The organism is Umezawaea sp. (assembly GCF_036375055.1).
Taxonomy (GTDB): Bacteria; Actinomycetota; Actinomycetes; order Mycobacteriales; family Pseudonocardiaceae; genus Umezawaea.
The window spans coordinates 1-14,109 of sequence record NZ_DASUSQ010000147.1; the positions used below are offsets into that span (position 1 = coordinate 1).

13 protein-coding genes are annotated in these 14,109 nt (G+C 70.6%); 9 read left to right on the plus strand and 4 right to left on the minus strand.

Annotated features, from left to right (window positions below):
• Together VFZ92_RS36220 and VFZ92_RS36225 are read left to right on the plus strand one after the other, a co-directional pair.
• Nucleotides 1-726: IS3 family transposase (locus tag VFZ92_RS36220; RefSeq protein WP_330881474.1), on the plus strand; the 726-nt coding region annotated here is incomplete at its 5' end.
• 83 nt (nt 727-809) lie between these two features.
• Nucleotides 810-1,439, plus strand: a complete 630-nt coding sequence (locus VFZ92_RS36225; RefSeq protein ID WP_330881477.1) for a TetR/AcrR family transcriptional regulator — start codon at nt 810-812, stop codon at nt 1,437-1,439.
• Between the two features lie 182 nt (nt 1,440-1,621).
• On the opposite strand, the gene VFZ92_RS36230 is transcribed toward VFZ92_RS36225, so the two are convergent.
• Nucleotides 1,622-2,620 (minus strand): LuxR C-terminal-related transcriptional regulator, encoded by a 999-nt coding sequence (locus tag VFZ92_RS36230; protein WP_330881479.1) that lies wholly within the window; start codon nt 2,618-2,620, stop codon nt 1,622-1,624.
• Nucleotides 2,621-2,893: 273 nt separating this feature from the next.
• Here VFZ92_RS36230 and ectB point away from each other — a divergent pair, with 273 nt between their 5' ends.
• From ectB to solA, 7 genes are all read left to right on the plus strand, one after another.
• Complete coding sequence (gene ectB, locus VFZ92_RS36235; protein WP_330881480.1) at nt 2,894-4,234, plus strand: diaminobutyrate--2-oxoglutarate transaminase; 1,341 nt, start codon at nt 2,894-2,896, stop codon at nt 4,232-4,234.
• The gene (locus tag VFZ92_RS36240) at nt 4,231-6,282 is read left to right on the plus strand and encodes an ectoine synthase (RefSeq protein ID WP_330881482.1); all 2,052 of its coding nucleotides are present in this window, start codon (nt 4,231-4,233) and stop codon (nt 6,280-6,282) included. The genes ectB and VFZ92_RS36240 overlap by 4 nt, the downstream gene beginning before the upstream one ends.
• Nucleotides 6,283-6,318: 36 nt before the next feature.
• The gene (locus VFZ92_RS36245; RefSeq protein ID WP_330881484.1) at nt 6,319-7,263 is read left to right on the plus strand and encodes a glyoxylate/hydroxypyruvate reductase A; all 945 of its coding nucleotides are present in this window, start codon (nt 6,319-6,321) and stop codon (nt 7,261-7,263) included.
• 18 nt (nt 7,264-7,281) lie between these two features.
• Nucleotides 7,282-8,073: a hypothetical protein gene (locus VFZ92_RS36250; protein ID WP_330881486.1), complete on the plus strand. Its 792-nt coding sequence runs from the start codon at nt 7,282-7,284 to the stop codon at nt 8,071-8,073.
• A gap of 1 nt (nt 8,074) precedes the next feature.
• Entirely contained in the window at nt 8,075-8,989 is a 915-nt protein-coding gene (locus tag VFZ92_RS36255; protein ID WP_330881488.1) for a DMT family transporter, read from the plus strand.
• Complete coding sequence (locus VFZ92_RS36260; protein WP_330881490.1) at nt 8,986-10,149, plus strand: hypothetical protein; 1,164 nt, start codon at nt 8,986-8,988, stop codon at nt 10,147-10,149. The genes VFZ92_RS36255 and VFZ92_RS36260 overlap by 4 nt, the downstream gene beginning before the upstream one ends.
• 78 nt (nt 10,150-10,227) lie before the next feature.
• Nucleotides 10,228-11,400: an N-methyl-L-tryptophan oxidase gene (gene solA / locus VFZ92_RS36265; protein WP_330881492.1), complete on the plus strand. Its 1,173-nt coding sequence runs from the start codon at nt 10,228-10,230 to the stop codon at nt 11,398-11,400.
• Nucleotides 11,401-11,415: 15 nt separating this feature from the next.
• Here the strand turns inward: solA and VFZ92_RS36270 are convergent, their stop codons facing one another.
• From VFZ92_RS36270 to VFZ92_RS36280, 3 genes are all read right to left on the minus strand, one after another.
• Nucleotides 11,416-12,747 (minus strand): MFS transporter, encoded by a 1,332-nt coding sequence (locus VFZ92_RS36270; protein WP_330881494.1) that lies wholly within the window; start codon nt 12,745-12,747, stop codon nt 11,416-11,418.
• A 388-nt stretch (nt 12,748-13,135) separates the two neighbouring features.
• Nucleotides 13,136-13,726: a transposase gene (locus tag VFZ92_RS36275; RefSeq protein ID WP_330881496.1), complete on the minus strand. Its 591-nt coding sequence runs from the start codon at nt 13,724-13,726 to the stop codon at nt 13,136-13,138.
• A 70-nt stretch (nt 13,727-13,796) separates the two neighbouring features.
• Nucleotides 13,797-14,109, minus strand: a 313-nt coding sequence (locus VFZ92_RS36280; protein ID WP_330881498.1) for an aldo/keto reductase, incomplete at its 5' end; no start/stop codon positions are given.

Genomic DNA, 14,109 nt, shown 5'->3' on the forward strand with positions numbered 1-14,109 from the left:
CCGCGGGTGCACCAGGTGCTGCGTCGCCGCGGTATCCGCGTGTCGCGCAAGCGGGTGGAGCGGCTGATGCGCCAGGCCGGGTTGCAAGGCGCGTTCCTGCGTAAACAGTGGCGCGTCCCGTCGACCAGGCGGGATCCGCGGGCCGTGCCGGCGCCGGACCGGGTCAACCGGGACTTCACCGCACCCGCCCCGGACCGATTGTGGGTGGCCGACGCCACCCGCGTCCCCACCGGTGAGGGCGTCTTCTGGCTCGCGGCCGTGCGCGACGCGTTCTCCAACCGGATCGTCGGCTGGAAGACCTCCGATCGGTGCGACACCGACCTGGTCCTGGGCGCACTGGAGTATGCGATCTGGTCGCGCGACGTACGCGACGGACAGTTGATCCACCACAGCGACAGAGGGTCGACCTACACGGCCTTCCGGTTCGCCGAACGGTTGGCGGACAACGGGATTCTGCCTTCGATGGGGTCTGTTGGCGACTCGTATGACAATGCCCTGATGGAGAACTTCTTCTCCACGCTGAAGATCGAGTTGGTGTATCGCAACAGTTGGCGCACCCGCGACGAAGCCGAGAACGCACTCTTCGGTTACATCGACGGGTTCTACAACACCGAACGCATCCAGAAGGAACTCGGCTGGCTCAGCCCCGACGAGTACGAAGCCGCCTGGCACACCGCCCAGACCGAGCCGGCTACCATCCCGGCAGCACTGACCGCAGCCAGATAACAACTGCCTCGGGTTATCGGGGAAGCTCACGCCAAAATAGCGTCGTTGGGCAAGGAAGGAAAACCTCTCCTATTATGGGACGGGTGGGTGCTGTCGACGGCGACCGGGTCAAACAACGGCGCCGGGGCGTGAAACTCGAGCACGCCGTGCTCTCCGCGGCGTGGGACGAACTGGTCGCGGTCGGCTACGCGAGGCTGACCATGGAGTCCGTTGCCGCGCGGGCACGAACCGGGATCGCCGTGCTCTACCGCCGCCGGGCCAACAAGGATCAGATGGTGCTCGCCGCCATCGAGCACTACCGCAACAGCCATCCGGTAGCCGTCCCCGACACCGGTTCGCTGTCCGGCGACCTGCTGGCGCTGCTGACCAGCATGAGCGAGGCCCGCGCCACCTTCTTCGCGATAGCGGCGGCCACCGCGTTCTCAGGGCTGCTCGCCGACGCCGCCCTGACGCCGGCGGAGCTGCGCGACAGGATCCTCGGTGGCGCGCCGCTCTCCATTCCGCAGGTCGTGTACCAGCGCGCGCACGACCGCGGGGAGATCGACCTGGGAAGCGTCCCGCCCGCCGTGCTCGTTATGCCGTTCGACCTGGTGCGCCACGATCTGCTCATGGACCTGAGGCCCTTGGAACCCGCACGGATCCACTCGATCATCAACGATCTCTTCATTCCGCTGGTCCAGCGGCGAAGCGGACAGAGCGGCCCGACGAGCTGAGGCTGGTCAACCTTCGGACCCTTCGATGACCATGAGACCACCGGGGAAGGGTCGTTCCTGCCGCCTTGAGCAAATCATTCATTTTTCGGCGAGCTAACGAATCCGATGCCGTTGTTCTCGTTCACTCCCGGCCGAAGTCGAAGATCGGGTAGGAGTGAGCGGTGGGAATTCGTTCGTGAACCTCAGCGCTCTGGTTGGTCGTCGGTGTCGAGCAGGCCGGATCTGGCTATGGCGTAACCGAGTTGCGCGCGGCCCGAGCTGCCGAAGCGCTGGGACAGCCGCCGGACGTGCTCGGCGACCGTGCGCCTGCCCATCCCGAGCTCCCGTGCGATCTTGTCGTCGGTGAGCCCGTTGACGAGCATGCGCATGATGCTGAGCTGGATGTCGCTCGTCACCGACACGGAGTACCGGTAGCCAGCCGTGGCGGGCACGGGGATCGCCCTGCTCCAGGCCAGCTCGAAGGAACGGATCAGGTACTGCACGAGAGAGGGTTGGTGGATCTCGACCAGCTCGTGCTCACCGCCGGACGGCGACGCGACGTAGGCGGTCTTCCGGTCGAAGACGATGAGCCGGTCGAACAGCTCGCTGAGGGTCCGGGCCTCGGCCCCTTCGCGGACGATGCTGTCGATGTACTCCAGCGTGGGCCCGTGGGTGCGGATGGTGTGCTGGTAGATCACTCGCTTGTGCACTCCCCTCCGCAGCACCGGGAGGTCCCGTTCGAGCACCTCCGCCAGCACCTCGGCGGACCGCCCCTTCCCCGGATGCGCGGTGATGAGCTCCGCCTGGCACTCGTCGAGCGAGCGCCGCAGCGCGGCTTCGACGTCCGCCTGGCCGCGGAGGTGGACGAGGTCGGGCAGGTGTGCCGCCCGACCTCGGTGGTAGGCCTGCTCGATCAGCTCGAACGTCTCGGTGACGGCGGACAGTTCGGTGCGCCTGCGTGAGATCGCCCGCTCCAGCGGTGCGAGGTGGTGCGCCGCCGCGACGGACGGCGGCACGGCGCGCACGCGGTCGGCGGCCTGCGCCGAGGGCACGACCAGTCCGAGCCTGCGCAGGCACATCGGCACCTCGGCCAGCGCGAGGCAATCCCCGACGTCGCTGTTCGCGACCGCTCCCTCGTACGTCGCCACCGCCTCGTCGCACACCTCCGGCGCGCCGCACGTCGCCGAACAGGTCCGATCCATCGGTACCGCCCCCCTGCGTACTTGTGCACCGCGCAATTACGCCCCCTAATAAGGTAGCCGCACTCGCGGCGGGTGCGCGACGATTTCAACGAACAGGGGAAGTCGGGCACCGAGGGGGAAGATTTTTTGGCTGAGCGGATAAGTCCCGTCCGGCACGTGAAAATCACCGTGCGCTCGACCATCTGATCAAGTCGGCAGACCTCGTCGTCCGGCCACACCGATTCTGCCGACGTCACCACGGCCGCGAATCATCGCTACTGTTGGGGGATTCACATGGCAGAAGTTCATGGCGCGCTCGGCGCCGAATGGCACGCGTTCGGCGCGCTGGAGTCGAGGGTGCGGAACTACTCCCGCGCCTTTCCCGCTGTCTTCCGGTCCGCCAGCGGCGCCGAGATCCGCGACGAGCACGGCAAGTCCTACGTCGACTTCTTCGCCGGTGCGGGCGCTCTCAACTACGGGCACAACGACCCGGTCCTCAAGGAGGCACTGCTGTGCCACCTGCGCGACGACGGTGTCGTGCACAGCCTGGACATGGCCACCACGGCGAAGCGCGCGTTCATCGAGGAGTTCCACCGCACCGTGCTCGCGCCGAGGGACCTCGACTACCGCCTCCAGTTCACCGGACCCACCGGGGCGCACGCGGTGGAGGCCGCGCTCAGGGTCGCGCGGAAGGCGACCGGGCGAAGTGGCGTGATCGCGTTCACCAACGGCTTCCACGGCATGTCCCACGGCGCGCTGGCCGTGACGGGGCAGCGGTCGTACCAGCGGTTCCCCGGAAACTCCAGGCAGCACGTCACCTTCATGCCGTTCGACGGCTACCACGGCCCCGCCTGCGACACGCTCGCGCTGGTCGAGCGCTACCTCGACGACCCGAGCAGCGGTGTCGACCGGCCCGCGGCGTTCATCGTGGAGGCGGTGCAGGCCGAAGGCGGTGTGCGTACGGCGTCCTCGCGCTGGCTCCGCGGACTGGAAGCGCTGGCCCGCAAGGTCGGTTCCCTGCTGATCGTGGACGACATCCAGGCGGGGTGCGGTCGCACGGGTCGCTTCTTCAGCTTCGAGGAGTCCGGTGTCCGCCCGGACATCGTCACGCTGTCCAAGTCCCTCAGCGGGTACGGCCTGCCGCTCGCGGTGGTCCTGCTGCGCCCTGAGGTCGACGTGTGGGAGCCGGGGGAGCACAGCGGCACGTTCCGGGGCAACAACCTGGCGTTCGTGACCGCGCACGCGGCTCTCCGGCGGTACTGGTCGGACGGAGCGCTCACCGCGGCGGTCGAGGAGAAGGGCGAGGCCCTCCGCGCCGGGCTCCTCCGCGCCCGGCTCCTGCTGCCGGACAACGGGGACACCCCCGAGCCGGTCCGCGGCCGAGGGCTCCTGCTGGGCCTGGACACCGGTCGGACCGGTCTGGCCCGTGCCGTCGCCGCCGCCGCGTTCCGGCGCGGCCTGGTCGTGGAGACCTGCGGGAGCCGGGACGAGGTCGTGAAGTGCCTGCCACCGCTCACGATCGAGCCCGCGCTGCTGGACGTCGGGATCGACCTGCTGGAGCAGGCGGTGCGCGACGTGGTCACCGGCACGACCCCGCGGTGGGCCACGACCGGGATGGCGGCGAGCGCGTCATGATCGTTCGAACGCTGGACGAAGCCCTCGGCACCAAGCGGTGCGTCACGTCGGACACCTGGCGGAGCGTGCGCCTGGTCCTCGCCGAGGACGGTGTCGGGTTCTCCTTCCACGTCACCACGATGTTCGCGGGCACGGAGACCTCGATGCGGTACCGCTGCCACGTGGAGTGCGTGTACTGCGTGGACGGCGAAGGGGAACTCGTCGACCTCCGCACCGGCGGGCGCCATCCGCTGCGCCCCGGAGTGGTGTACCTGCTGGACCGGCACGATCCCCACGTCGTGCGGGCGCGGACCGACCTGACGATCGCCTGCGTCTTCAAACCCGGACTGCACGGGGACGAGGTGCACGACGAGGACGGCTCGTACCCCGCGGCCGACACCGTGCGGCTCCGGGTGCCCGGCTGCTCGACCGCCGCGGACCTGCGGTTCGCCTACCTCAACCTCGCGGGCCACCCGCGTGGCGAACTCATGCTCGACCGCCTGCTCCGCGCGGGTTTCCGGCCGTCGCTCGTCGTCGACGAGGAGTCGCAGCTCGCCGCGGCGGGCCGGGAAGCGCAGTGGGAACGGCTTGAACGGGTGCCGGGCTTCCGGCGTCCGCGTTCGGCCGAACGGACCTGCGCCGACCTCGGTCTGCGGTACGAGGTCGTGGCCGACCACAACGACGCGTCCGTAGTCCGGCTCGTCGAGGAGACCGGCGTGCAGCTGGGGGTCCTCGGCGACACGAGGATCCTCCGCCGCGGGCTCATCGAGGCCGTGCCGCACGGCTTCCTCAACGTGCACCCCGGCCTCCTGCCGGACGTGCGCGGCAACAACCCCTACATCTGGGCCGTCGTCCACGGGCTGCCCCAGGGAGCGACCGTCCACCTGATCGACCACCGCGTCGACCGCGGTCCTGTCCTGCTCGCCAGGGAACTGCCCAACCGCCCCGACTCGGTGCCGAGACTCCTGCACGACATCAACGAGTTGTGCGCCGCCGTGGTCGTCGACGCGCTGCGCCGCGTGGTGGCGGGGCGGGCGGACCTGGCGCCCCAGCCGGACGACCGCCGCCTGACCTTCCGCTCCGCGCCGCCCGGCGTCTGGGCGGTGGCCGACGAGATCCTCAGCAGCAGGAAGAACACCCGACAACAGTTTGGAGGCACGTCGATGAGTGCGCCGTCGCACATCGAGCACTCCGTCCGCTTCGCCCCGCTCGACGCCGTCCTCGGCGCTGTCGTGCACGGTGTCGACGTCGGTCGGGAACCGACGCCCGCTGTCGTGGCGGCGATCGAGGGAGCGCTGGAGGAGTACGGGGTGCTGATCTTCCGCGACCAGCGGATCACCCCGGAGCAGCAGGTCCGGTTCTGCCGGGCCTTCGGGGAACTCGACCTGCCGCCGCGGGTCGAGGACCGCCAGTCCGAGCACCCCGAGATCTTCGTGATCGGCAACCCGGACAAGAAGGCCGTGATCTTCGCCCCCGACACCGACGAGGACGAACCGGAGGACGGCGAACTCGAGTGGCACGCGGACCACTCGCAGTACGCGGAACCGACGTGGGTCAGCATGCTCTACGGCGTCGAGGTGCCGCCCGCGGGAGGTGACACGGTGTTCGCGTGCACCTACTCGTCGTACGACGCGCTCGACGAGGACACGAAGCGGCGCTACGAGGACGTCGTGCTGCTGCACTCGGTGCGAGGGCTGAACGACTACCTGCGCGACCTCGGCAAGTCGAACACCATCAGCGCGGTCGAGCTGGAACTGGAGAAGGAGCCGCCGCAGCGCTGGCCTCTCGTGCGCACGCACCCGCGCAGCGGGCGCAAGGCGCTGTACTTCGGTTCGCGGATGAGCGTCGGCGCGGTCGGCATGACCGACGAGGAGGGCAAGCGGCTCATCCGGGAGGTCACCGAGTTCGCGGCCCAGCCGCGGTTCGTCTACCGGCACAAGTGGCAGCCCAAGGACGTCGTGCTGTGGGACAACCGCCGCGTCGCCCACGCGGCCACGTCGTTCAACGCCGACAAGTACACCCGTGTCATCCACCGGACCACGGTCAAGGAGAACGCGCCGGTCCGCTGATCGCGGGCGGTGCGCAGTCGAGTGGAGGGGAACACCGTGCACGTGCTCCTGCTGGCCGAGGGAGAACCGGTCGAGTGGTGGCGGGACGCGCTCCGCGCCGACCTGCCCGACGCCGTGCTCGTGTGCCCGGAAAACGGGTTCGACGAGTCGGCCGTCGACTACGCGCTGGTCTGGGACCCGCCAGAGGGCGCGCTCGCCAGGCTGGACAACCTCCGGCTGGTCTTCTCGCTGGGCGCGGGCGTGGAGCACGTCCTGCGGGACCGCTCCTACCCGCGGCACGTGCCGCTGGTCCGGGTCGTCGACGAGCGGCTCACCCGGCAGATGTGCGAGTACGTGGCGTTCCACGTGCTCGGGATCCTCCGGCGGCACGCCGAGTTCGCGCTGTTCCAGCGGAGCCGCGTGTGGCGTTCGGAGACGCCGCACACGGCCTGCGACCTCCGGGTCGGGATCATGGGCCTCGGGGTGCTCGGCCGCGCGGTCGCCAAGACGTTGCGGCAGCTGGAGTTCCAGGTGGCGGGCTGGAGCCGGACCCGGCACAAGCTGTCCGATGTGGACTGCTACGCGGGGGAGGAGGAGCTCGCGGAGTTCCTGGGCAGGACCGACGTGCTGGTGTGCCTCCTGCCCCTCACCCCGCGGACGACGGCGATGGTCGACTTCGCGCTGCTCGACCGGCTGGCGCGGGACGGCGTGCTCGACGCCCCGGCCTTCATCGGAGCGGGCCGCGGGAAGGTGCACGTCGAGCGCGACCTGCTGCGCGCGCTCGACGCAGGAGTGCTCTCGCACGCGGTGCTGGACGTGTTCGAGACCGAGCCGCTGCCCTCGGACAGTCCACTGTGGAGCAATGCGGCGGTGACCATCACCCCGCACTGCGCGGCGGTGGCGGACCCGCGCGACATGCTCCGCCAGGTGGTCGCCGCGATCGAGGACGACCGGCGGGGCAGGCCGCTCCGCCACGTGGTCGACGTGGACCTGGGCTACTGAGACGAAGGAGGTGGACGGGTGGTCCCCGCCAGGACGGAAGTGGTCGAACCGCCGCGCGCGCTGGACGACGTGGCGCCCGCGGGCGCGGTCGGGCTCCTCGCGCTGGCGACGGACGCCAACGTCGAGTCCGACCTGCGCGCGCTGCTCCCACCCGAGGTCGGCCTGTACACGACCAGGGTCGCCAACACCGACCCGATCACGGTCGACACCCTGCGGGCGATGGCGAGCCTGATCACCGACGCCGCCCGGACGATCCGGGTGGGTCCGGTGGACGTGCTCGTGTACGGGTGCACCTCGGGCGCGATCGTGCTGGGCGAGGAGCAGGTCGCGGAACGCCTCCGCGCCGCCCAGCCCGGCGCCGCGTGCCTGACACCGGCCGGAGCGGCGGTGTCGGCGCTGAGGTCGCTCGGAGCGCGACGGCTGTCGATCCTCACCCCGTACGTCGCGCGGGTGAACGACCTGGTCGCCGAGCACTTCGCCGACTCCGGGTTCGAGGTCGTCAACGTCGCGGGCTTCGGCCTGCGGCGCGACCTGGACATGACGCGGCTGCCGCCCGCCGCGCTCGCGGCCGCGGCCGCGGAGGTGTGCGACACCACGGCGGACGCGCTGCTCGTGTCGTGCACTTCCCTGCGCGCCACCGCGGTGATCCCCGAGATCGAGGCCGCGATCGGTCGACCGGTGGTGTCCAGCAACCAGGCGCTCGTGTGGCGCCTGCGAAACCTGCTCGGGTTCGAGCTCTCGAACCCCCGCCTCGGCAGGCTGCTCCACCGCGTGGAGAGCCGCCCCGGACCGGACACGACGAGGGTGTGAAGTGGACGACGTCGCCAAGCCGATCACCTCGCCGCCGGCGTGGATCACCGCCGCGCCCGCGGTCTTCGTCCTGCTGTGGTCCGGCGGGTTCGCCTTCGCCAAGCTCGGGCTCAGGCACGCGGAGCCGTTCACGTTCCTCGCGTTGCGGTACCTCGTGCTCGTCGTGTGCCTGGTGGTGCTGTTCGCGCTGCTGCGCCCACCGCTGCCCGCGACGCGGGCGGAGCTGGGGCACCAGGCCGTCGTCGGCCTGTTCATCCAGTCGCTGTACTTCATCCTGACCTACGTCGCGTTCGTGCTCGGCGTCTCGGCGGGCACCTTCGGCGTGGTGGTGGCGTTCCAGCCGATCCTGGTCGGGCTGCTGGCGCTGCGCGTCGCGGGGGAGTCCGTGCCGGTGACCCGCTGGGCCGGTCTCGCGATCGGCATGGTGGGAGTGGTCGTGGTGATCACCGCGACCACCGGCATCGGGGACTCGACGCAGGTCGGCATCCTGTGCTCGGTCGGCGCCCTGCTCGCGATGACGACGGGCACGTTCTACGAGAAGCGGTTCGGCACCGAGCAGCACCCGGTGACCGCGAACCTGGTCCAGTACGTGGTGGCTCTGGTGACCTGCGCCCCGCTCGCCCTGCTGTTCGAGACGATGAGGATCGAGTGGACGACCGAGTTCGTCGTGTCACTGGCGTACCTGGTGGTGGGAAACTCGCTGATCTCGCTCACGCTGCTGCTGGCCATGATCCGCGCCGGTGAGGTCTCCCGCGTGTCGGCGCTGTTCTTCCTGGTGCCGCCGACGGCCGCGGCCGTCGCATGGCTGCTGGTGGACGAGGCGATGCCGTGGCAGGCGTGGCTCGGCATGGCGGTGGCGCTGGCGGGTGTCGTGACCGCCACCAAGGCCAGGAGCGCGAAGGCGGGGGCGGCATGACGAGGGTGCTCAAGTTCGGCGGCACCCTGCTCGCCGACGAGGTCCGCCGGGCACGGGTGCTCGCCGACGTCGAGAACGCGGTGAGCACGGGCGAGGTGCCGGTGGTCGTGGTGTCCGCGATGGGCAGGCGGGGCGACGCCTACGCGACCGACACGCTCCTCGGGCTGCTGGAGGCCGAAGCGGGACCACCGGATCCGCACGTCCGGGACCTCATGCTGTCGGCGGGCGAGGTGATCTCGACGGCGCTGGTCGCGCACCTCGCGAGCAGTCGCGGCATCAGGGCGGCGCCGCTCACCGCCACCGACGCCGGACTCCGCGCCGCCCGGCGCGACGGCAGACCTGTCCTGCGCGAGGTGGCGACCGACCGGCTGCGCGACGTGCTCGCCCGCGGAGCCGTGCCGGTGGTGGCGGGCTTCCAGGCACTCGACGAGTCGGGCCGGGTGATGACGCTCGGGCGCGGTGGCAGCGACCTCACCGCTGTGGCGCTCGGTGCGGCGCTCGGCGTGCCCGTCGAGGTCGTGAAGGAGGTGCCCGGCGTGATGACGTGCGACCCGGCCCTGTCCACGAGCGCGCGGACGCTGCGGCGGATCAGCTACCGGGGCCTGCACCGCCTCGCCGTGCTGGGCAACCGGGTGGTGCAGCCCGACGCGGTGGCGCTGGGACAACGGCTTGGCGTGCCGATGACGGTCCGGCACGTCGGACGACGATGGGGGACGACGGTGACCACGACGGAGACGATCGAGCTGGTGCCCTACGACGACGTGGCGGCTTTCGGGTTCGCCTGCGCCACGGACCTCACCCTGGTCCGGTGCCGCGACCCGGAACTGCTGGCGTCGTTCGGCGTCGACCCGGACTGCGGACTGGTGCTCGGCGACGAGGCCGTGCTGTGCCTCGACGCGCCGATCGCCGAACGGGCGCGCGCCGCCGCGCCCACGGTGCTCACCGACTCGGTGCCCGGCTGCGCACGGGTGTCGGTCGTGGGCGACGACGACCGGCTGTCCTCGTCGTGGATCCTCGACGCCCGCCGGGTGCTGCGCGAGGAGGGCGTGCCGGTCCTGTTCTGCTTCCACGACCGGCACGCCGCGAACTTCGTGGTGCCGGACGGCTTCGTCGCCGTCGTGATCTCGCGGCTGAACTGCCTGGCGTCGGCCACGCTCTGAGCCGGCCGACCGCACCACGGGGCGCCGCGCCGGTCCACACCTGTTCTCGCCGGGACACGAGGAAGGGGCCCGTCCGCCATGAACTGCGACGTGTTGGTCGTCGGCGCGGGCGTCGTCGGCGCGGCCACCACGTGGGCGTTGGCCGAGCGCGGCGCGCGCGTGCTCACCCTGGACGCCCACGGTCCGACCCACCGGTACGGCTCGTCGCACGGCGAGAGCCGCATCTTCCGCCGCGCCTACTGGGAAGGCGCGGCGTACCTGCCGCTGCTGAACCGCGCCAACGAGCTGTGGGCGGAACTGGAGGAGGCCCACGGCGACACCCTGCTGGTGCGCACCGGCGGGGTGTTCATCGGGTCCGGCGAGGGTGGGGTGGTCCCCCTGGGCCGTCGCACGGCGCGGCTCGGCGGCATCGAGCACGAGGTCTGGAACGCCGCGCGGCTCGCCGACCGGTTCCCCTGGTTCGGCGTGGACGAGGGGATGACCGCCCTGTACGAGCCGGGTGCCTACACCGTGCTCGCCGCCCGCGCCCGCCTCGCGATGCTCGACGCCGCCGTGCGGCGGCGGGCCCGCCTCCGCTTCGGCGACGAGGCCGAGCGGCTCCGACCAGTCGTGGACGGCGTCGAGGTGCGCCTGCGCTCGGGCGAGAAGATCTCCTGCGGTGTCGTCGTCCTGGCCACCGGTCCGTGGATGCAGGGTGCGCTGGCCATCGGCCTGGGCCACGTCCTCGCGCCCGTGCGGGTGCCGGTCTACTGGTTCCGCGCCGACCACCGCCTCGGCATCGAGGGGTTCCCGGCCTTCCTGTACGAGTCGGCGGGTGGTGGCGTCGTCTACGGCGTCCCGGAATGGGGCGGGGGCGCGCCCCGGATCAAGGTCGGCTTCCACAACCGGCAGCAGCGGCCGGGTGATCCCCAGAACACCACGTCCCACGCGGTCGCGCCCAGGTTCCGCCGGGAGATGGCCGCGGTGGTCTCGCGCATCCTCACCGGTGTCGATCCCGAACCGGTGAGCTGGCGCCAGTGCTACTACACCCTCACCCCGGACGGCGGGTTCGTCATCGACCGCTCGCCCGCGGACCCCAGGGTCGTGCACGTCTCGGCCTGCTCCGGGCACGGCTTCAAGTTCGCGACCGCCGTGGGCGAGTGCGCCGCGGCGCTGGCGCTGGGCGAGCCCGCCTCCGTGGACCTGTCCCCCTTCACCTCGGCGCGGTTCGAGGAGGAGCGCCAGATCAGCCGTTCGGCTCCCCGGACATGACCCTGTCGGCCTCCTTCACCGCTGTGGAGGCGTTTCGTCCCGCGTCTCCGGCTCCAGCCCGTCGGCGAAGTCGTCGTCCTTGGTCTCCCCCAACGCGACCACGGACGCCAGGGAGACCAGCGCTATCAGCAGCAGGTACACCGAGACCCACGCGGAGGTGCCGGTGCCCGCGAGCAGCGCGGTGGCCACGAGGGGGCTGATGCCGCCGCCGACGATGCCCGCCGCGTTGTAGGCGAACGACGCGCCGGAGTAGCGGTAGCGGACCCGGAAGAGTTCCGGCAGGAAAGCGCCCATCGGGCCGTAGAGCAGGGCGAAGCAGACCATCCCGCCGGTCATGCCCACGGTGATCAGCACCGGCCGCCCGGTGTCCACCAGCCAGAACAGGGGGAACGCCCACAGCGCGGCGCCCGTGCCCGCGGCGAGGCAGAGCCGCTTGCGGCCGAACCGGTCGGAGGCCGCGGCGGCCAGCGGCGTGAGCACGCCCATGACCGCCACCGCCACCATCGCGGCCGTCAGCACGGTGCTGCGACCGACGCCGAGGGCGCCGGTGGCGTAGGAGAGCACGAACGTGGTGACGGTGTAGAACAGCGCGTGGGCCAGGATGAACGACAGGGTCGCGAGCAGCAGCACGCGGGACTGGTGGCGGAGCAGTTCGGCGAACGGTGCCCTCGCCCGGTGGCGGCGGTCCAGCACGGCCTGGAAGATCGGAGTCTCGTTGACCCGGACGCGGATGTAGTAGCCGATGACCAGCAGCACCGCGGAGGCGAGGAACGGGACGCGCCAGCCGGTGCTCCGGAAGACCTCGTCCGGCATGGTGGCGTTGAGCACCAGGAACACCAGGTTCCCGAGCAGGAACCCGACCGCTGGCCCTGACTGCGGGAACGCGGAGTAGAGGCCGCGTCGCCCGGCAGGCGCGTGTTCGGTGGCCATCAGCACCGCGCCTCCCCACTCTCCGCCCATGCCGATGCCCTGGAGGAACCGGGCGGTGACGAGGAGGACCGGGGCGAGCACGCCGATCGCCGCGTAGGACGGGATGAGGCCGACCGTCACGGTCGCGCCACCCGTCACCAGCAGTGAGACGACGAGCATCCGCTTGCGCCCCAGGCGGTCCCCGAAGTGGCCGAACAGGACCGCGCCGAGCGGGCGCGCGACGAAGCCCACGGCGAACGTGGTCAGCGACGCGAGGGTCCCGGCCACCGGGGAGAACTCGGGGAAGAACACGGGACCGAACACCAGGGCGGCGGCGGTGCCGTAGAGGTAGAAGTCGTAGAACTCGATCGCGGTGCCGACGAAGGTCGCCGCCGCGACCCGTGCGCGCGACGGTGGACCGGGCGGTGCGCTGCTCATGGGAGATCACCCCGGAGACGTGGCGGAACCGGTTGCCGGAGACGGGTGGTCCGGCGCGGTCGTCGCGCCGAGCGCGGCCCCGTTCCGCCGCGCTGGTGCCGTCGTCGAACCGGCGTCGCCCGCGTCGCGGGCCATGAGCAGCAGGATGGTGCGGTCAAAGGACTTTGTCAACGACGAGCGGCGCGCTCACGGCTGTGGCGAATGGCGTCGGGATGATACCGAGCACCACGCCGAACGGCAGGTCATCGGAGGGAAAAGGGGATCGATCTGATGCGGTACGAGTACGAGGACCGGGGCGACGGTGCGCTGATCGTGCTCCCCGCCGAGGCCGACCCTCTTCCCGTGCTGTGCGTGGTGGTGCCCGCCCTAGGGCGTGTATCGAAGTCGGTCAGAGCCATTCGTTGATCGCGGCGACATGGACGGTGGCTTCGTAGCGCACGGCGAGCTTGTCATACCGAGTGGCCACCGCACGGTGGCGTTTGAGCCGGTTGATGCCGCACTCCACCGCATGACGCTGCTTGTAGTCCTCGGGGTCGAAGGCCGGTGGACGACCGCCCTTGGACCCCTTGGCCAGGCGATGCGCGTCCTGATCGACCTTGCTCGGGATGGTCGCCTTGATACCACGACGACGCACATGCTCCCGGTTGGCCCTGGACGTGTACGCCTTATCGGCCAACACCCGATCCGGGCGGCTCCGGGGCCGACCACCGGCCACCCGAGGCACCCGGATCCCACACAACACCGGGACGAACTGCGAGCTGTCGCCCCGCTGACCCGCGGCCAGCACGATTCGATCAGTTGCCGCTTGGTCCGCAACGACGGTCGTCCTGGCCGGGACGGGGTGGGCAGCAACGGTTCCAGCGTCGCCCACTGCGCGTCGGTCAGGTCGAACCGCCCCGTCACCGCTAGGGTGTTCACGAGGTCTCCGGTGTTCAGGTTCTTCTTGGTCGACGAACCGACTACCGGAGACCTCGCTCATTTTTGATCACCAACACGCTGAACAGCGTCAACCTGTATCGAAGTCACCTCAGCCGACTTCGATACAGGCCCTAGGCCGGGAAGTTGGAGAGCCCGCCGTGCAGGATCTTGCCGGAGCGGATCAGGTCGTCGAACCCGGCCAGGATTCTCTCGATCGGGGTGATGCCGTCGGGGAAGTGCGGCATGAACACGTCGACGCAGTCGGTGTTCAGACGGCGCAGACTCGCTTCGAGGAATCGGACCATGATCTTGCGACTGTTGCCGGTCGTGCCGGGGTGGGGCTGGGTTTGCCTTGTCCCGCTGTACTTGGTGATGACCACGAAGCTGTCCCGTCGACGCCCGATCAGCCCACCGAGCACGGTTTCGGCTTGTCCGTCCTGGTAG